Origin of the sequence: Afipia massiliensis (assembly GCF_014203115.1) — a bacterium.
GTDB lineage: Bacteria > Pseudomonadota > Alphaproteobacteria > Rhizobiales > Xanthobacteraceae > Afipia > Afipia massiliensis.
Map to the genome: position 1 here is coordinate 223,225 of NZ_JACHIJ010000007.1, position 18,681 is coordinate 241,905.

Annotated in this window: 19 protein-coding genes and 1 tRNA gene; 13 read left to right on the plus strand and 7 right to left on the minus strand. The window is 62.8% G+C overall.

Features of this window, described 5'->3' with window-relative positions; all coding sequences use genetic code 11:
* Positions 1–127: 127 nt before the first annotated feature.
* The 3 genes from HNQ36_RS22235 to HNQ36_RS22245 form a co-directional block, all read right to left on the minus strand.
* Positions 128–1,132 (minus strand): Bug family tripartite tricarboxylate transporter substrate binding protein, encoded by a 1,005-nt coding sequence (locus HNQ36_RS22235; RefSeq protein WP_184088967.1) that lies wholly within the window; start codon positions 1,130–1,132, stop codon positions 128–130.
* A gap of 278 nt (positions 1,133–1,410) precedes the next feature.
* On the minus strand, positions 1,411–2,358 hold the full coding sequence (locus HNQ36_RS22240) for a DMT family transporter (protein WP_184088970.1): 948 nt from the start codon (positions 2,356–2,358) through the stop codon (positions 1,411–1,413).
* Positions 2,359–2,484: 126 nt separating this feature from the next.
* Positions 2,485–2,946: an ester cyclase gene (locus HNQ36_RS22245; protein WP_184088973.1), complete on the minus strand. Its 462-nt coding sequence runs from the start codon at positions 2,944–2,946 to the stop codon at positions 2,485–2,487.
* A 54-nt stretch (positions 2,947–3,000) separates the two neighbouring features.
* Between HNQ36_RS22245 and HNQ36_RS22250 the strand changes: the two genes are divergently transcribed.
* Positions 3,001–3,486 (plus strand): MarR family winged helix-turn-helix transcriptional regulator, encoded by a 486-nt coding sequence (locus HNQ36_RS22250; RefSeq protein WP_184088976.1) that lies wholly within the window; start codon positions 3,001–3,003, stop codon positions 3,484–3,486.
* A gap of 18 nt (positions 3,487–3,504) precedes the next feature.
* On the opposite strand, the gene HNQ36_RS22255 is transcribed toward HNQ36_RS22250, so the two are convergent.
* The gene (locus HNQ36_RS22255; protein WP_246395491.1) at positions 3,505–4,434 is read right to left on the minus strand and encodes a DMT family transporter; all 930 of its coding nucleotides are present in this window, start codon (positions 4,432–4,434) and stop codon (positions 3,505–3,507) included.
* Positions 4,435–4,655: 221 nt separating this feature from the next.
* On the opposite strand from HNQ36_RS22255, the gene HNQ36_RS22260 reads away from it, so the two are divergent.
* The 3 genes from HNQ36_RS22260 (at position 4,656) to HNQ36_RS22270 (ending at position 8,248) form a co-directional block, all read left to right on the plus strand.
* Positions 4,656–5,948, plus strand: coding sequence for an adenylosuccinate synthase (locus HNQ36_RS22260; protein WP_184088979.1), 1,293 nt, complete (start codon positions 4,656–4,658; stop codon positions 5,946–5,948).
* Between the two features lie 73 nt (positions 5,949–6,021).
* Positions 6,022–7,617, plus strand: a complete 1,596-nt coding sequence (locus HNQ36_RS22265; protein WP_184088982.1) for a hypothetical protein — start codon at positions 6,022–6,024, stop codon at positions 7,615–7,617.
* Between the two features lie 4 nt (positions 7,618–7,621).
* The gene (locus HNQ36_RS22270) at positions 7,622–8,248 is read left to right on the plus strand and encodes a formyltransferase family protein (protein WP_184088985.1); all 627 of its coding nucleotides are present in this window, start codon (positions 7,622–7,624) and stop codon (positions 8,246–8,248) included.
* 25 nt (positions 8,249–8,273) lie between these two features.
* Here HNQ36_RS22270 and HNQ36_RS22275 read toward each other — a convergent pair whose 3' ends face one another.
* Positions 8,274–8,492: a hypothetical protein gene (locus HNQ36_RS22275; RefSeq protein WP_184088988.1), complete on the minus strand. Its 219-nt coding sequence runs from the start codon at positions 8,490–8,492 to the stop codon at positions 8,274–8,276.
* A gap of 368 nt (positions 8,493–8,860) precedes the next feature.
* Between HNQ36_RS22275 and HNQ36_RS22280 the strand changes: the two genes are divergently transcribed.
* The 3 genes from HNQ36_RS22280 (at position 8,861) to HNQ36_RS22290 (ending at position 10,814) form a co-directional block, all read left to right on the plus strand.
* The gene (locus HNQ36_RS22280; RefSeq protein WP_184088991.1) at positions 8,861–9,160 is read left to right on the plus strand and encodes a hypothetical protein; all 300 of its coding nucleotides are present in this window, start codon (positions 8,861–8,863) and stop codon (positions 9,158–9,160) included.
* Positions 9,161–9,206: 46 nt separating this feature from the next.
* Entirely contained in the window at positions 9,207–9,686 is a 480-nt protein-coding gene (locus tag HNQ36_RS22285; protein WP_246395492.1) for a hypothetical protein, read from the plus strand.
* Positions 9,687–9,839: 153 nt separating this feature from the next.
* The gene (locus HNQ36_RS22290; RefSeq protein ID WP_184088994.1) at positions 9,840–10,814 is read left to right on the plus strand and encodes a Bug family tripartite tricarboxylate transporter substrate binding protein; all 975 of its coding nucleotides are present in this window, start codon (positions 9,840–9,842) and stop codon (positions 10,812–10,814) included.
* A gap of 342 nt (positions 10,815–11,156) precedes the next feature.
* Here the strand turns inward: HNQ36_RS22290 and rpoH are convergent, their stop codons facing one another.
* Both rpoH and HNQ36_RS22300 read right to left on the minus strand, forming a co-directional pair.
* Positions 11,157–12,056, minus strand: a complete 900-nt coding sequence (gene rpoH / locus HNQ36_RS22295; protein WP_184088997.1) for an RNA polymerase sigma factor RpoH — start codon at positions 12,054–12,056, stop codon at positions 11,157–11,159.
* A gap of 217 nt (positions 12,057–12,273) precedes the next feature.
* Positions 12,274–13,296: an RluA family pseudouridine synthase gene (locus HNQ36_RS22300; protein ID WP_184089000.1), complete on the minus strand. Its 1,023-nt coding sequence runs from the start codon at positions 13,294–13,296 to the stop codon at positions 12,274–12,276.
* Between HNQ36_RS22300 and HNQ36_RS22305 the strand changes: the two genes are divergently transcribed.
* From HNQ36_RS22305 to HNQ36_RS22330, 6 genes are all read left to right on the plus strand, one after another.
* Complete coding sequence (locus HNQ36_RS22305) at positions 13,295–13,627, plus strand: hypothetical protein (protein ID WP_184089003.1); 333 nt, start codon at positions 13,295–13,297, stop codon at positions 13,625–13,627. The genes HNQ36_RS22300 and HNQ36_RS22305 overlap by 2 nt on opposite strands.
* A gap of 172 nt (positions 13,628–13,799) precedes the next feature.
* A tRNA-Glu gene (locus tag HNQ36_RS22310) sits at positions 13,800–13,874 on the plus strand.
* A gap of 253 nt (positions 13,875–14,127) precedes the next feature.
* Complete coding sequence (locus tag HNQ36_RS22315) at positions 14,128–15,381, plus strand: ABC transporter substrate-binding protein (RefSeq protein WP_184089006.1); 1,254 nt, start codon at positions 14,128–14,130, stop codon at positions 15,379–15,381.
* A 264-nt stretch (positions 15,382–15,645) separates the two neighbouring features.
* Entirely contained in the window at positions 15,646–17,271 is a 1,626-nt protein-coding gene (locus HNQ36_RS22320; RefSeq protein ID WP_184089010.1) for an NADP-dependent glyceraldehyde-3-phosphate dehydrogenase, read from the plus strand.
* Positions 17,272–17,470: 199 nt separating this feature from the next.
* Positions 17,471–18,328: a hypothetical protein gene (locus tag HNQ36_RS22325; protein ID WP_184089014.1), complete on the plus strand. Its 858-nt coding sequence runs from the start codon at positions 17,471–17,473 to the stop codon at positions 18,326–18,328.
* Positions 18,329–18,446: 118 nt separating this feature from the next.
* Positions 18,447–18,680, plus strand: a complete 234-nt coding sequence (locus HNQ36_RS22330) for a hypothetical protein (RefSeq protein ID WP_184089017.1) — start codon at positions 18,447–18,449, stop codon at positions 18,678–18,680.
* Position 18,681 lies beyond the last annotated feature (1 nt).

The following is an 18,681-nucleotide window of genomic DNA, read 5'->3' on the forward strand; positions in this document are numbered from 1 at the left end:
GCGTAGCCGGTCAGGGTGGGGGCCGTGTTCCTGCGAGCGTGATCGTTCTGATCTGAAAGCGCCCCCCACCCGGTTGGCCCAAAAGAATTTGGGCCAGCCACCCTCCCCACAAGGGGGAGGGATAAAACTACTGCTTCTCGATCTTGGCTTCGCGGATCAGCTTTTCCCACACCGCAAGCTGCTCCTTCAGGAACTTGTCGAAGCTCTCGGGCGTGCCGGAAAACGCTTCCATGCCGCGTTCGGCAAGCTCGTTCTTGACGCTTGGCGTTTCGACGATCTTGCGGATTTCGGCGTTGAGCTTGGTGACGATGTCCTTCGGCAGATTGGCCGGGCCGAGATAACCCTGCCAGGACGTGATGTCGAAGCCCTTCACGCCCGCTTCGTCCATTGACGGCAGTTCCGGCAGCAGTGCGGAGCGCTGCTTCGTCGTCACCGCGAGCGCCTTCAGCGCGCCGCCCTTGACGTGGGGCAGGCCGGTCAGCACGTCCACGAACATCATCGAGACCCGGCCGGCGATCACATCGGTTAGCGCCGGCGGCGAACTCTTGTAGGGCACATGCAGCAGGTCGATCCCCGCGAGCGTCCCGAATGTCGCGCCGGAGACGATGGCCGACGAACTGCCGCTGGCGTAGGACAGCTTGCCGGGCTCTTTCTTCGCCAACGCGATCAGTTCTGCGACCGAATTGACCGGCAGCTTCGGATCGATCACCAGCATGAAGGGCAGGTCGCCGGTGCGCGCGACCGGCGTGAAATCCTTGATCGGATCGTACGTCATGTTCTTCAAGAGGTACGGATTGGCCGAGTGCGACGTATTGGTGGTGACGAAAATCGTGTAGCCGTCCGGCTCGGCGCGCGCGACGTAGCTGGCGGCGATCGAGCCGTTGGCGCCGGGCTTGTTTTCGATCACGATGCCGGTGCCCAGCGCCTTGCCGAGATCCTTCGAGATGATGCGGGTGGTGGTGTCGGTGCCGCTGCCGGCCGCGAACGGCAGCACCAGCGTGATGTTCTTGCCCGGCGCCGGCCACGGTGTTTGCGCGGCCGATGGTCCGGCAGCCAGAACGCCGGCCGTGATGGCAAGCACCGGCGCAATCAATCCGGCAATCGACGATGTCGTTGGTCTTGGAAAGTTCATTTTCGTTGTCTCCGCCCCTGTCAGTTTTTTTTGACACGCCGGTCGTCATGTCACCGAGGCGGTGACCTGCGCCGTTGTTCAGGGGGAGATTGCGCGAACTCGTGACGAATTGCCAGTCAGTGGTCCGATTCTAACATTCGCACCCCGTTTCAGCAGGCATTCCTGCGAATGTTAGAATCAAAGGACCACTGGCAAATGTAAGTTTCTAGTGGAGTTTTGGATTTGACATTCGCTTGAGGACTCGCTGCCGGCGGGGCGCGAATGTCAAATCCACTCCACTAGGAAGCGGGACGTTTCCCGGCCGATCCGCGCCGCGATGCGGTGAAAATGCCCGCCAGCACCAGCACGTAGCCGACCAGATGAAACAGCTCCGGCTTTTCGCCGAGCAGCATGATTGCCATCACCGAGCCGAACACCGGCACCAGATGAAAGAACGGCGCGGCGCGGTTGGGGCCGATCAGTTCAATGCCGCGATTGAAGAAGATGTAGGCCAGCGTCGAGGGAAACAGCACGACAAAGACGACCGTCGATACCGTGAGCGTGTCGAAGATCAGCATCTCGCCGGTCGAGACTTCCCATCCCACCAGCGGCAACAGCATCACGGCGCCTGTGCCGGTTGTGAAGGCGATCAGCGAAAGCGGACTGATCCTCGGACGTTTCGGCATCAGGGCGGAGTACAATCCGAACACGAACAGCGCGGCGGCGAAACTGATGTCGCCAGCGTTGACCTGGATCGCTGCCAGCGCAGCAAGATCCCCCCGCAGCACGATGACGAGCACGCCGAGCAGCGAGACGACGATCCCGGCGGCCTGCATCCATGACAGCCTCACGCCGAACAGCATCAGCGACCAGAGCGCCACGAATAGCGGTCCCGACGACTGGATGAGCAGCGCGTTCAATGCCTGGGTGTGCTGCAGGCCCCAGTAGGACAGCGCATTGTTGAAGGCGAAGCCGGTAAAGGCGAGCAGCAGCAACAGCGGCAGATTCCTCCGGATCACCGGCCAGTCGCGCACAAGATACGGCCAGGCGAAGGGAAGGATGACGAGAGCCGTTCCGGCCCAGCGGCAGAATGTGAGGGCGAAAGGCGGCACGTGGCCCGCGACGAAACGGCCGAGCACGATGTTCATCGCCCAGAACAGCGACATCAGGCTGAGCATCAAATAGGGCTGATTGAAAAGCCAGCTGGCCGGCGAGGGCTTGCGCAAGGGCGGATCGGCGACGGTCATGGGGCTTTGGGAAAGAGGATGCGCAAATTGTGCCGATATTTCGCACCTTCACAACCGCCAATCCCGGATTGCTCCGTTGCGCTATGCGGGCAGCGCAACGGCCCGGTTGTCATGCTTCCTGGTTTGTTATGCCACCATCGTGCTGTAGGGCAGGCCGGCGATGGCGGGCACCGCATTGCTGCCGATCTGGCGAAGCAGCGAAGCGAGATCGTAATGGAAGCGCTCGCTGGTCATCAGTCCGTCGCGAAAGCCGACCACCACCACGAAGCGTTGCTGGATGTCTCGCCCGCTCGCCGGAATCCCGAGAAAATCCCCGACATGACGGCCGTTCCACGTGGCTTCCGCGATGAATGTGTTCTCGTCCGGCCAGCCCGCCGATTGATCCGCCAGCCGCTCGACCGTGACGTCGAAGGTCGTCCACCATTGCCGGTAATGATCCGCCGCGCCGCTGTGCCCGCGCCACAACTGCCCGGTCGCGTGATCCTGGAACACGCAATCCGGATGCAGCGTCGCGAGCGTGCCTTCGAGGTCCTGGGCGTTCTCGGCTTCGAGATGCCGGTGCAGAAGCCTGATATTCGGGTTATTCATGTTGCGCTCCCCTATGATATTCGAGTACTGATATATTGTAAGAGGTCTGATATTATGCGCAAGAGCCCGGCATCGAATTCCGCGCAGGTTCCGCAAATCGGAGAGGCGATGCGCGGCGAGGAGGGGCATTTGCCCTACCTGCTGTCGCAGGCGCAGGCGGCCATGCGGCTGGCGCTGGAACGGGCGCTGGCCGATCTCGGCGTGACGCCGCCGCAGTTTTCGATCCTGACCATGATCGATTCTTATCCGGGCCTGTCCGGAGCCGATCTCGCCCGGCTAACCATGCTGACGCCGCAGACCATCAACCTGATCGTCAAGAATCTCGAGCGCGATGGCTTGATCGCGAAATCGCCCGACGATGTGCACGGCCGGATTCTGCGGCTGCAGACCACGGCTGCGGGTCACGGACTGCGGATGAAATGCCGCGAACGCGCGGCCCGTGTCGACAGGCGCGTGACCGCGGGTCTCACCCCATCCGAGGAAAAGGCCGTCAGGCGTTGGCTTGTTCAGCTTGCGAAGGACATGCGCCCGAACGCATGAGCGAATTGGCCGGACGGTTTACGCGCTCGCGCTCCAGGCGCTTTTCCGCGCGGCGATCGCAACGCCGGTCAGCACCAGTGCGTAACCTGTTACATGGAATAGGTGTGGACGTTCGCCGAGGAAGGCGATGGCAAGCACCGATCCGAACACCGGGATCAGATGAAAAAACGGCGCGGCGCGGTTGGCGCCGATCAGTTCAACGCCGCGGTTGAAGAACAGATAGGCGAGGATCGATGGAAATATCGCGACATAGGCCAGCGTGAGTGCGTTGTTCATGGTGAGCGACGGCCTCAGTCCGCTTGCGGCTTCCACGATCACGGCGGGAATGAGCAGCACCGTTGCGTAGCCGGAGGTGAAGCCCATGAAGGCGAGCGGGTGTATCGCCGGACGTTTCACGGCCAGCACGGAATAGAGCCCGAAGATGACCAGCGCGAACGTGAAGATCACGTCGCCCTTGTTCAGATGAATCGAAGTGAGGGCGGCCGGATCGCCGCGCGTCAGAATGGTGAGGACGCCAAGCAACGAAATTCCGATGCCGATGGTTTGCGGCCAGGTCAGGCGAATGCCGAGCAGGACGAGCGACCAGAGCGCAACGATCAGCGGCCCCGATGACTGGATCAGCAGCGCATTCAGCGCCTCGGTGTATCGCAGTCCGAGATAGGCGATGGCGTTGTAGCCGGCGAGGCCGGTGAGGGTCAGCAGCGTCAGAATCGGCAGGTGCTTGCGGATCACCGGCCATTCGGCCTTGAGATGGGGCCATGCGAAGGGCAGGACGATCAGACAGGCGAAGCCCCAACGCAGGAAGGAGAGCGCCATTGGCGGAAAATCCGCTGCGATGAAGCGCCCCAGCACGACATTGCCCGCCCAGAGCAGGGATGACAGCGACAGCAGCAGATATGGCCTGTTCATGAGCCATGATGTCGCGGATCGCGGGGCGGGATCGTTCATGTCGATGGCGGATTATAGGCTTTGCAAGGAAGGCCGGGGCTGGCCGGAATTATTTGGGGATATCAATGATTTGCGCCCCATTCCGCATAGGCGTCAATACCCGTTGGCGCTTGCGTCCCATGCGCGCATCCGTTATCCGGTGACATGCCTCGCAAGCGCTACCCTGGCTGCAAGGCGCTGGAATTCCGGCGAATTTGCAGGTTGCGGGAGATTGTCTGGAAATGGCCAATGTTGTCGTCGTCGGCGCCCAGTGGGGCGACGAAGGGAAAGGCAAGATCGTCGACTGGTTGTCGGAGCAGGCCGACATCGTCGTTCGTTTTCAGGGCGGCCACAATGCCGGCCATACCCTCGTCATCAACGGCAAGACCTACAAGCTCGCGCTGCTGCCCTCGGGCGTGTTGCGGCCGTCGAAGCTGTCGGTGATCGGCAACGGCGTGGTGTTCGATCCGCAGGCGTTTCTCGCCGAGCTCGACAAGCTGCGGTCCCAGGACGTTTCGATCACCCCGGACAATCTGCGCGTCGCCGAGAACGTCACGCTGATCCTGCCGCTGCATCGCGAACTGGATGCGATCCGCGAGAACGCCAGCAAGGCCAACGCCATCGGCACCACCCAGCGCGGCATCGGACCGGCCTATGAAGACAAGGTCGGCCGCCGCGCGATCCGGCTGATGGATCTTGCCGATCCGCAGACGCTGCCGCACAAGATCGACCGCCTGCTGACGCACCACAACGCGCTGCGCCGCGGCCTCAACCTGCCGGAGATCGACGGCGCGGAAGTTTTGAAAGAACTGTCGGCGATTGCGCCACGCGTGCTGCCGTTCGCGGATTCGGTATGGAATCTGCTCGACCACAAGCGCCGCGAAGGCAAGCGCATCCTGTTCGAGGGCGCGCAGGGCGCGCTGCTCGATGTCGATCACGGCACCTATCCCTACGTCACCTCGTCCAACACGGTGGCAGCGCAGGCCGCGACCGGCACCGGCATGGGGCCGAGCGCGGTGGGTTATGTGCTCGGCATCTGCAAGGCCTACACCACCCGCGTCGGACAAGGCCCGTTCCCGACCGAACTGACCGACGAGATCGGCGAACTGATCGGCCAGCGTGGCAAGGAATTCGGCGTCAACACCGGACGCAAGCGCCGCTGCGGCTGGTTCGATGCCGTATTGGTGCGGCAGACAGCCCGGACCTGCGGCATTCATGGCCTGGCGCTGACCAAGCTCGACATTCTCGACGGCTTCGATGAGATCCAGGTCTGCGTCGGCTACACGCTCGACGGTAAGGAGATCGATCATCTCCCGGCGGGCGAGGGCGCCCAGGCGCGCGTCGTGCCGATCTATGAAACCATCGAAGGCTGGAAAGAGCCGACGGCCAACGCCCGGTCGTGGGCGGACCTGCCCGCGCAGGCGATCAAGTACGTTCGCCGGGTCGAGGAGCTGGTGGGCTGCCCGATTGCCCTGCTTTCCACCAGCCCGGAACGTGAGGATACTATCCTCGTGCAAAATCCGTTTGAGGCCTGAGCACGATCTGTGTTCAGTTGATTGACGATTTTTAAGTACAGGGTTCGTCGAGAATCCTGCAGACTGGACGAGGATGGCTGATTACTACCCGCTCATAGCCCGTGCCATCGCCGGACTGGACCCCAGTGCTCCCGGCGAGCAACGTCGTGCGCTCTATGAACGCGCGCGGACGGCCCTGATTTCCCAGTTGCGTGGCGTGCAGCCCGCATTGAGCGAAGCCGAAATCACCCGCGAGCGCCTGGCGCTCGAAGACGCGGTGCGCCGGGTCGAAGCCGATGCCGCTCGCCGCGCTGCGGCGCTTCAGGCCAATGAACCGCCGCGTGAGCGTCCCGCCGCTCCTCCGCCGCCGGACTCGTCCGTACCGCCGCCGTCGGCGCAGCCGCGCGCGCCGCTTCCGGGCCGCCGCGAAGGTCCGCGGCCGGGCGATGCCCTGCGGGAAAGCGCGCGCAGCGCGCGTGGCGGAACCGCGCCGCCCCCGCCAGGCCGGCCGGCTCCGCGACCTGATGCGAATGGAGCACCGGAGCAGCGTCCGCCGCGAAACCTGCGCGGCGATCAGCCGCCGCCGACCCGCGCCCAGCCGCCCGGTCCCCAGCAAGGTCTGCCAACGTCCATGCGTGACGTCCGCGCGCGCGATCAGCGCAGCGCCGACACCCGGATGCTCGATGAATTCACGGAAGATGCGCGCGTGCCGCGCCGCGCACCGCAGGGTTCGGGGATGCGCGACGTGGTCGCGGACGCCAACGACCTCGGCAGCGCCACCCGTTCAGCGCGGCGCAGCCAGGCGCAGGACTTTCCCGATCAGCGCGGCGGCCCGGCACCGTACAGCTACGACGAATCCGCCGAAGAGGCCGGGCGCTATCAGCCGAACGACCGGCCGCGCGCCCGCATTCAATCGCGCGACGAACCGGAAACCGCCAAGCGCGGCTTTCCGGTCAAGACCGCGATCGCAGTCTGCGTCGCGATCATTGCCATCGGCGGCGCGGTCTGGGGCGGGCCGAAGGCCTATTCGCTGATCAAGTCGCTGACCACGAAGCCTGCGCAGCAACAGGCCGATACCGCGAAGGATGCGTCGGGGACGCGGCCGAAGATCACCGATCGGGTGGGGCAGCCCGGCTCGGCGCAGATTGCGCCGGTGGCGCAGCGCGTGGTGCTCTATGACGAGGACCCGTCGGCGCCGCAGGGCAAGCAGTATGTCGGCTCGGTGATCTGGCGCACCGAAGCGGTCAAGGTGCCCGCCGGTCAGCCGCCGGATATCGGCGTGCGCGCCGACATCGATATTCCCGAGCGCAAGATCAAGATGTCGCTCTCGATCCGCCGCAACACCGATGCGTCGCTCCCTGCGAGCCATACCGCCGAGCTGACCTTCGTGCTGCCGCCGGACTTCGGCACCACCATCGCCAACGTGCCGGGCGTGCTGATGAAGTCCAACGAGCAGGCGCGCGGCACGCCGCTGGCCGGACTCGCGGTCAAGGTTACCGACGGCTTCTTCCTGGTCGGGCTGTCGAATGTCGAGGCCGACAAGTCGCGCAACCTGCAGCTTCTGAAGGAGCGGTCGTGGTTCGATATTCCGCTGGTCTACGCCAACCAGCGCCGTTCGATCATCGCCATCGAGAAGGGCGCGCCGGGCGAGCGCGCGTTCAATGAAGCGTTCACGGCCTGGGGGCAGTAACTTCATGAAAATAACGCTTGCCGGCTCACGCCACTTTGGCGTGGAGACGCTGAACATGATGCGCGGTCATGGCATCGAGGTGATCCGCGTCGTGGTCGCGGACGGCGAGGACCGTCTCGCCGGGGCTGCGCGCGCCGCCGGCATCGAGGTCGTGGTGCAGGCGAAGCCGAAGTTGATCGTGGCGGCGGAAATCGCCCCCGGCACCGATCTGATCGTCACCGCGCACAGCCACGCGCTCGTCAGCGACGGCGCACTGAAAGCCTCCAAACATGGCGGCATCGGCTATCACCCCTCGCTGCTGCCGCGTCATCGCGGCATCGCCGCGGTGGAGTGGACCATCAAGGAAGGCGACGCGATCGCCGGCGGCACGATCTATCATCTGTCGGAGCGGCTCGACGCCGGTGCCATCGCCGCGCAGGACTGGGTGTTTGTGAAGAAGAACGAGACCGCGCGCGAACTGTGGGAGCGGGCGCTGGCGCCGCTCGGACTCAGGCTGCTGGCGCAGGTGATCGATCAGGCCAAGACCAGCGGCAATCTGCCGTCGATGCCGCAGGACGAGCAGTTCGCGACCCATGCGCCGCGGCTCGACAAGGAAACGCCGCACGCCGCGCGAAAAAGCGCGGCGTCGTAACACGCGTTAAATTTCAGCAAAGTCCTCACGCCGCGCGGGTCTCGCCGACGCGCACCGCGCTCGAGACAAGATCGCTGGCGTCGGTCACGCCGTCGGCAGCGCGGCGCACGATGGTCTGCGCCATCTTCGCCTTTGTCGCGGGAGTACGGTTCTCCTGCGCAATCTGTTCGACGGCGATGTCGAGAATTTTCCTCAGCGTAGCGACATAATCGGGGTCGAATTGTTCCGGCGGGCGATTGACCATGCGCTTCTCCTCTTCGGGCATTTCAAGACGGGTTTGCAGACTGGTTTTCAAGGCTGCGATCGCGCCTGCGGTGAGCGGGCGGACCATGCTTGCGCAATGGGGCAGATGTGAGTCAGGACCGCGAATTGCAATGCGCATACACCGATGTGAATTTGGAAAAGCTCCAGTCACATTTCCTTCAAACAAGTTACGATACCGCAACGCACTTTGACGGTTGATGCGGAGAATCGCACCACATCTTGTGGTGCTGAATAGACTTTCGATGCGATGCAATGCATGCTTTCACAGGAACTTCAAAATCGTGAACGCGGAACGACAGGTTACGTTCGCGGAACACAATTCAAATTGAACACATCCAAGGAGAGATGATGGCCGACACTCCCGCAATACCTTCCGATCCGAACTTCATTCCGATCGAAGGCATCATGGAGGCACCGGTGATCTTCTTCGAAGTGTGCCCCACGTTCGGCAACAATGGCGGCCTGCTCAATCTGATGCTGGCGACCGGCCTGATCGATTCCGCGCCTCATGGCAAGGTCGTGAGCCGCGTGAAGGCGGTGGCGCATCTGCGCATGACGGCCGCCGCTGCGGTGAACCTGCGCGACACGCTCAACAACGCGCTCGCGATGGGCGCGCCGGTCCAGAAGCCGGAGGGGCGGGCGAACTGATTGCGTATATGACTCGCATGTGACTCTGTTTGGGCAAGGATGAGCGATGATGCTTTCGACCATGATGTTTCCGACCACGCAACGCGCGTTCGCGCTGCTGGCCGCGCTCGCGGTTGCATTGCTGGCGTGGCCGCTGGCGGCGCAGCATGCGACGCCGAGCAAGCCGTTCCTGGAGAAGAACGCGTTCTATCTGCGCTCGGCCGGGTTCCGGATTCAGTTCGCCAATGACGCGGCGGGGCAGCGCGCGCTGAAGGCACTGCCGCCGCACCGCTTCGTGGTTCACAAGGCCGGCGGCGCCCCGCGGTATGTCTATGCCGATCCCGGCGTCTGCAATTGCATCTTCAGCGGCACGCAGGACAACTACAAATCCTATCTGGACATCCTGCGCCAGCCGCTGCCCGGCGTCGATGACGTGTCGCCGGATTACAAGACGCAGGCGAGCGCGCTGCTGCTGGACCAGCCGGTCGACTTCGGCATGACCAACAACGACGACAGCCTGTCGGATTACTTCCGGGATTATCTGTGATCCATCTGTAATCCGGTACTCTCTTGTGCGCTGCCATAAGCGCGCCGCGCGCATGGCGCGCCTTGTTTGCCCTCGTTTGTTTGTTACGCTCCGGTGTTGTCCATCAACACATGCTGACCGCGCGCCAAGTCGCGGCAGCCGGGGAGAAACAAAATGGCTTCACGACGCGCCGCGATCGGTCTGATCGCGATGGGCTTTACTGCACTCGTTACAATGGGCGGCGCTGCGGCGCAGGATTACCCGACGCGTCCGGTACGCTGGGTTGTCGGCTATCCGCCGGGCGGCGCCACCGACATTCTCGCGCGCCTGGTCGGCCAGCGGCTTTCGGAGCGGCTGAACCAGCAGTTCGTCATCGAGAACAAGCCGGGCGCCGGCAACAATGTCGGCACCGAGTCCGTGGTGAATGCCGAGCCCGATGGCTACACGGTGCTGCTGGTCAATCCCGCCAACGGCATCAACGCCTCGCTCTACGCGAAGCTGAGCTTCAACTTCATCCGCGATATCGCGCCGGTGGCGGGTCTTGCGCGCGTGCCGAATGTCATGGTGGTGCCGAAGGATTTCCCGACGAAGTCCGTCGAGGAATTCATCGCCTACGCGAAGGCCAATCCGGGCAAGGTCAACATGGCCTCATCCGGCAACGGCACCTCGATTCACCTCTCGGGTGAATTGTTCAAGGCGATGACCGGCGTCGAGATGCTGCACGTTCCGTATCGCGGCTCCGCGCCCGCGATCACCGATCTGCTCTCGGGGCGGGTGCAGGTGATGTTCGACAACATGCCTTCCGCGATCCAGCACATCAGGGCGGGAACGCTGCGCGCGCTGGCGGTGACGACAGCATCGCGTTCGGCCGAGTTGCCCGACGTTCCGACCGTCGGCGATACGGTGAAGGGCTATGAAGCCAGCGCGTGGTTCGGCATGGGCGCGCCGAAGAATACGCCGAAGGAGATCATCGCCAAGCTCAACAAGGAGATCAACGCGATCCTGGCCGAGCCCGAGATGAAAAAGAAGATCGCGGACATGGGCGGCATCACGCTCATCGGTTCGCCGGAGGATTTCGGCAAGATCATCGTCTCCGAAACCGACAAGTGGGAGAAGGTCGTCAAGTTTGCGGGCGCGAGGGTGGAGTAATGCTCGTCATTCCGGGGCGCGAGCCGCTGGCGAGCGAGCCCGGAATCCCGGTTGCTGAACTCATCGAGATTCCGGATCAGTCCGCTGCGCGGCCTGTCCGGGATGATGGCGTGTGATGGAGTGCGTGTGGGGCGAGCACAGGCGTTACTTCATTCTCCGGTCATCCCCGCGAAAGCGGGGATCCACTCTTTGCTCTGAGCAGTGAAGTCGAGAGTTTTAAGACTGGGTCCCCGCTATCGCGGGGACGACATGCGCTTTGTGGCACGCGTCTCTATCAAGACCGGCGCACAACAAAAAAGCCGGCCCGAAGGCCGGCTTCCGCAACTCGTGATACGCAAGAAGTTAGTACGCCGCTTCCAGCGCCGCCTGCTCGGCGCGCGCGACAGTGGTCTTCACCGCCGCCTGCACCTTCTCGAACGCGCGGACCTCGATCTGCCGCACGCGCTCGCGCGACACGCCGAATTCGGCGGCGAGGTCTTCCAGCGTCATCGGCTCTTCAGCCAGACGCCGCGCCTCGAAGATCCGGCGCTCGCGGTCGTTGAGCACGCCCATCGCGCCGTTCAGAGCGCTGCGGCGATGATCGAACTCCTCGTGCTCCGCCATGATGGCTTCCTGGTTGGGCGAGGTATCGACCAGCCAGTCCTGCCATTCGCCGGGTTCGCCGTCGTCACGGATCGGTGCGTTGAGCGACGCATCGCCGCCAAGGCGGCGGTTCATGTCGATCACGTCCTGCTCGGTGACGCCGAGGGAGGTTGCGATCTGCTTCACCTGATCGGGGCGAAGATCGCCCTCTTCAAGCGCGGAGATCTTGCTCTTCGCCTTGCGCAAGTTGAAGAACAGCTTCTTCTGGTTCGCGGTGGTGCCCATTTTCACGAGCGACCACGAACGCAGGATGTATTCCTGGATCGACGCCTTGATCCACCACATCGCGTAGGTGGCCAGGCGGAAGCCCTTCTCGGGCTCGAAACGTTTCACCGCCTGCATCAGGCCGACGTTGCCTTCCGAGACGACCTCGGAAATCGGCAGGCCGTAGCCGCGATAGCCCATGGCAATCTTGGCCACGAGCCGCAGATGGCTGGTGACGAGCTGATGCGCCGCATCGCGGTCGTCATGTTCCCGCCAACGCTTGGCCAGCATGTATTCCTGCTGCGGCTCGAGCATCGGGAACTTGCGGATTTCAGTCAGGTAGTGAGCAAGACCGGATTCTCCGTTGAGAACCGGAAGAGTAGCTGCACGGGCCATGTCGCGCCCTCCAGAGTTCACGCCCCCGATAGCGGCGGGCGAGGCAGGCCATCTGCTGTGTCAAAGCCAGAAGCGCTGCAATGTTCCGCGCCGGGACGATCCCAGCGCAGGTGCAACATACTCCAAAACCCGAGGGGGAGGGAAGAACAAAACGAGGTCACGAACCCGTGACCCGGGTTAAATGTCTGTAACCATGCGTCTTTTTAGCGCATCCCTTTTAGTCTATTCTACGAAGGGCTGCCTCAAGCAGAACCAAATCCTCCGGCAGCGCCGATTCCCAGTGCAAAATCTCTCCGGACACCGGGTGTTCGATTACCAGCAAATATGCATGGAGGGCCTGTCTGCCAAGAGCGGTCAATGCGGCCTGGCTTTGCGGCCCGAGTTGGCGGGCCTTGGTCTTGAAGCCGGAGCCGTAGACCTCGTCGCCCAGCAGGGGATGGCCGAGATGGGCGAGGTGGACGCGGATCTGGTGGGTGCGGCCGGTCTCGAGCTGGCAGGCGAGCAGGGAGGCGACCGGCTTGGTATCGCGGCCGTTGAACGTTTCGATCGCTTCCCAATGGGTCACGGCTTCGCGGCCGCCCTGGCGCACCGCCATCTTGTCCCGCGAATAGGGGTGGCGGTCGATCGGCTGGTCGATGGTGCCGCGTTGCCGGCCGGGCGATCCCCAGGCGAACGCCATGTAGCCGCGGCGCATCTCGCCGGTGCGGCCATGGTCGGCGAACTGCGCCGACAGCGACTGGTGGGCGCGGTCGTTCTTGGCCACCACCATCAGGCCGGTGGTGTCCTTGTCGAGCCGGTGGACGATGCCGGGACGGCGGACCCCGCCAATGCCGGAAAGGCTTGCACCGCAATGGGCAATCAGCGCGTTGACCAGTGTTCCGGTCTCGTGCCCGGCGGCGGGATGCACCACGAGATTTTTCGGCTTGTTGATGACGATGATGTCGTCGTCCTCGAACACGATATCGAGCGGGATGTCCTCACCCTCGGGCTCGGCGGGGGCGGCCGGCGGAACGTCGATTGTGATCGTATCCCCCGCATTGACATGATAAGCGGGGTCGCGAACCGGGGCGCCGCCGATATTCACCTGGCCTGCGAGGATCAGTGCTTTCAGGCGCGAGCGCGACAGGTCGGGACTGCGGACGGCGAGCACGCGGTCCAGCCGCCGCGATCCCTCATCGCCTTCGACCGTGACCTCGTGACGGCTGTTTTCGTTTTCGGAAGAGTTAGAAGAGCTTTGCATGTCTGAAACTGTTGCGCCCGATCCGACCCCCGAGCAAGCCGCGCTGATCGCGCGGGTGCGCCGGATGATGTTGATCGCAGGCCTGACCACCGCCGTCGGTGTCGGGGCCTTGCTGGTCGCCATCGGCTACCGCCTTTTCCGCACCGATGGAAGCGTTCAGGTGACGGATGTGACCGCGACCCTGCCGAAGGGCGCGCGGATCGTCTCCACCGCCACCGCCGGTGACCGGCTGGCAGTGACCGTCGATATCGGCGGCGCGACCGAAATCCGTACCTATGACGCGAAGACGTTGAAAGCTGTCGGACGTCTCAAATTCGCCGTTGAGCCCTGATACGCCTCGCATGCGAGGCGGCGAAGGAAGGCCCCCTGGGGAGGAGCGCTTCCTGATGCAAGAGCTGTTAGGGGACTTTACGCTCCGGCTCATATGACCCAACACCAGCCACCTGTCGCCAGCTTCCAGTCTTGCAGTCGCGCGTTTTCGAGGCTATCCCTTCCCCGCGCTTGCTCCCTTCGTCTAGCGGTTAGGACGCGGCCCTCTCAAGGCTGAAACAGGGGTTCGATTCCCCTAGGGAGCGCCATTCCCTCTCAAGGGACGCGCGTGCGCTGCAATCGCCGTGGCGAGCGACCGCACAACCTTCCATCATATTGCGAGCAGGATACTGCGATCAGGACTTCGCCTTGCACCGCGCATTGCCCGCGTCGCGGGCAGATGATTACATCGGCGCGCTGGGGCTCGGCTTGCCAGCCCATTCGAGAAGGATAACCGACACGCAGACATTGATTTGAAAATATTGGCCGATCAACGGCCAATACATCAGGGAGGCGACGACTATGACCGAGTTCACACCGGATCGACGATCTCTGCTCAAAGGAAGCGCCGCCACGCTGGCCGCGGCGGCGACTATGTCAGCCGACCAGATGCTCGGCTACGCGAAAGCCTGGGCGCAGACCGCCCCCTGGAAGCCGGAAGCCGGCGCCAATATCAACATGCTGCGATGGAAACGGTTTGTGGAGGCGGAAGACGTCGCCTTCATTCAGCCCAAGGCTTCGGTCGCAGCCAACACCGGGCAAGGTCTCGACATGGTGTGGGGCCTGTATTCGCTGCCGCATCTGTTTCCCGAAAAGTGCGTCGATGTCACCGACGTGGCCGACTATCTCGGCAAGAAGTACGGCGGCTGGGCGCCGTCCGGCGTTGCCTACGGCAAGCGGGGCAACAAGTGGCTTGGCATTCCGGTCGCGGCGAGCGGCGGTCTCGTGAACTACCGTATCGCGGCCATGCAGAAAGCCGGCTTCAAGGAGTTTCCGAAGGACCTCGCCGGATTCCGGGAGTTGATCAAGGGCCTCAAGCAAAACGGGACGCCTGCCGGCATGGCGCTCGGCCACGCGACGGGTGATGCCAACGGATGGCTCGCGTGGGCGATGTGGGCGCACAACGCTTACACGGTCGACAAGGACAACAAGGTGACCATCAATTCGCCCGAGACGGCGAAGGCACTGGAATACGTCAAGTCGCTCTACGAGAATTTCATTCCCGGAACGGTCTCCTGGAACGACAGTTCTAACAACAAGGCCTTTCTGGCCGGCCAGCTTCACCTCACCACCAACGGCATTTCGATCTATGTCGCAGCGAAGAAGGAAAATCCCGCGATCGCGCAGGACATGGATCACGCCCATCTGCCGGTCGGGGTCAGCGGCCAGGTGCGGGAGCAGCATCTCGGCTTCCCGATCCTGATCTTCAACTTCAGCAAGTACCCGCAGGCCTGCAAGGCATTCACGGCGTTCCTGATGGAAGGACCCCAGTTCAATCCCTGGATCGAGGCGGCGCAGGGGTATCTGTCGCACTTCCTGCTCGCTTACGATGCGAATCCGATCTGGACGGTCGATCCCAAGAACACGCCGTATCGCGATGTCGCCAAGCTGGCATCGACCCCGGCTGGGCGCGGCACCTTGAACGAGAGTGCGGCGGCCGCGATCGCGGATTTCGTCGTCGTCGATATGTTCGCGAACTACTGCACCGGGCGTGAAGATATCAAAGGTGCGATGGCGTCCGCGGAGCGGCAGTTCAAGCGGATCTATCGGACCTGATGTCACAGCGACGGTTCCGGCGCGTGGCGATCAAATTGCCGCGCGCCGGGATGCTGCACGATTGAGCAGAGCGGCGCTCTCAGCGCCCGGCCATGCAGTCATAAAAAACAGCACTGCATATTATCATTTCGACTCATTCATCCGGCACACTACACTGACCACCCCAAGGCCAGCCGGTTGACGCCGGTCCCTCCGCCCCTGTCCGTGCCCGCAGTTTTTGCCGGGGGCAGTTTGCGGAGCACTTTTGCAATCGATGAGGTCATAATGCTCACGTCGCAGCAGTTGAAGGAATTGTTCCCCGAGGAAAGCCGGCTGAAGGATTGCGATGTTCCTCCGCCGGTTCATCAGCGTGAGACGCTGGTCAACGGGGAACTGAGACCGTGGACCGGACCGGTGGAGACGGTGCATTCGGCGATCTGTGTGCGCAAGCCCGACGGGTCCTTGGCGCAGGTTGAACTCGGCAGCCATCCTATCGGGGGCGTGCCGGAAGCGCAGATCGCGCTCGATGCGGCCGTTGCGGCTTACGACAACGGGCGCGGCGAATGGCCGACCATGACGGTGGCGCAGCGCATCGCCTGCATGCAGGATTTCACCAGACAGATGGTCGCCCGCCGCGAGCAGATCGTCGCCCTCATCATGTGGGAAATCGGCAAGACGCTGGCAGACTCGCAGAAGGAGTTCGATCGCACCGTCGAATACATGAAGGCAACCATCGAGGCGCTGAAGCATCTCGACAACGACAACTCGCGGTTCACCATTGTCGAAGGCACCATCGGCCAGATCCGCCGCACGCCGCTCGGCGTCGTGCTCTGCATGGGCCCTTACAATTATCCGCTCAACGAAACCTTCGCGACGCTGATCCCCGCGCTGATCATGGGCAACACGATGGTGTTCAAGCCGCCGAAGTTCGGCGTGCTGCTGTTCCAGCCGTTGCTCGAAGCGTTCCGCAGCGCGTTTCCGAAGGGCGTCATCAATACGGTCTATGGCAAAGGCTCGGAGGTGGTGCCGATGCTGCTCGAATCCGGCAAGGTCAACGTGCTGACCTTGATTGGTTCCAGCCGCGTCGCCGACCATCTCAAGAAGATGCATCCGAAGGTCAACCGGCTGCGCGCCATTCTCGGGCTCGATGCCAAGAACGCGGCCATCGTGCTGCCGGATGCGAATGTCGAACTCGCAGTGAAGGAATGTCTGCTCGGTTCGCTGTCCTTCAACGGTCAGCGCTGCACGGCGCTGAAGATGCTGATTGTCCATCGTTCAATCGTCGATAAATTTCTCGCACGGTTCACTGAGGAGCTGGCCAAGCTGAAGGTCGGCATGCCGTGGGACAAGGGCGTCACGCTGACGCCGTTGCCGGAATTCGGCAAGGTCGAGCACATGACGCGGCTGGTCGCGGACGCGACGGAGAAGGGCGCCAAGGTCATCAACGAAGGCGGTGGCGCGAGCTCTGGCACCCTGTTCTATCCCGCCGTGGTTTATCCCGTGAAGGAAGGCATGCTGCTGTATCGGGAAGAACAGTTCGGCCCGATCGTTCCGGTGATGGCGTTCGACGACATCGATACCGCGCTCGAATACGTCATCACCTCCGAACATGGCCAGCAGGTCTCGATCTTCAGTGAGGATGCGGAAACGATCGGGCGGCTGGTTGATCCGCTGGTCAATCAGGTCTGCCGGGTGAACATCAATTGCCAGTGCCAGCGCGGGCCGGACGTTTTCCCGTTCACCGGCCGCAAGGATTCGGCGGAAGGCACGCTTTCGGTCACCGATGCGCTGCGCTCGTTCTCGATCCGCTCGATGATCGCGGCGAAGCAGACCGAGGATTCAAAGCGGCTGCTCGATGACATCGTGCGCGACCACAAGTCGAACTTCATAAATACTGGGTTCATTTTGTAATTGATACAAAACTCGCGGACGGCGCGCGTTGCCGCCGTGAGTTCTCGATGCGATCTCGCGGTCGAATGAGGCGCTGTCTTCGTCCTTGGGCATGATCCGGTCCGAAAACCGTTCCCCACTTTTCGGGATCATGCCTGGGTAACGAATTCTCAACCAATTCGTGGTTACCAAATAGTAAACCATTTCGGAGTTAGCGCTCATGACCGACCATACTGCCGACGGCGATATCAAGCAGGCGGGCACTCACAGCGAAGCATCGCTGGTTCCGGAAACCGGCGATATGGTCCAGCATGAAGCGAAGGCTGCAGATGCGGCGAAGGACAGCGCGTCTACGCATGTCGCAAGACAGCCCTCCAAGGAAATCACGCTGCAGCGTCTGACCGCGCACAGCTCCTGGGAAGATATCGTTTCCAATGAGAGCGCCGCGCGCGAGCAGCAGTTCAATGACGCCGCCGCGCCGGAAGCCACCGGCCGTCGGCTTTCCATGGCTGCCATCGTCGCCATTGCCGCTGCTGTCGGCGCCATTGGAGGCGCGTTCGCGACGGCGGGTGTTGGGCACTATCTAAAAAGCGACCAGACCGCCACAGTTGCGGCTGATGCCGCTGCCGCGCAGGCGCGTTCGATGGAAAGCGCGATCGGGAAGATCAACGCCGACATCGCCGCCCTCAAGAGCAGCAGCGCAGCGCAATCAGCGAAGATTGTTGAGCGGATCGACCGCGTCGAGAAGGCGCAGGCCGAACCCGCCGCAAAACTGGCGAAGCTGAGCGACGCCGTTGAGAAGCTGCGGACGCCGGCACCCGCGCAGATAGCGAACGCCGCTCCGGAAACCACTGGTTCGATCAAGCCTGCCGCAACGCAGCCCAACCGTTTGCCTGTTGTTGAGGGTTGGACACTTCGTGAAGTGTTCGAGGGCACGGCAACGGTAGTGGGTCGCGCTGGAATCTTCGATGTCATCCCCGGCGACCCATTGCCTGGCGTCGGGCGGGTCGATGCAATCCGCCGTCAGGATGGCCGCTGGGTGGTGGTCACCAGCCGCGGTCTGATTGTCTCGCGATGAGCGGTTTTGCGGGGTGTCTGCACCCCGCAACAAATGCGACAGACAGCTAAAATTTGAGTGTTCGCCTGAACGGACCGGCATGATCTCGCTGGCATGATGCAGCCTCTGATGAAGAGGAATGAGCATGCCCGCATTTCGAGTGATTCCGCGCCTTCGTGTGGTTAATTTTTTCGCCCACGAAGTGATCGATGCATCTGGCGGCGTGCCGCCGGCAGCAAACGATAACAATTGTCCGTATTGCGGCGGTGTGCTCGAGCCGGGCGACAAGGCATCCGACTGTTCCGGGTCTGGTTCCGATACCGGCCCATGGCCGATGATCCCGTTCCCCAAGGGATGGGGCGCGTCCTGCTAAA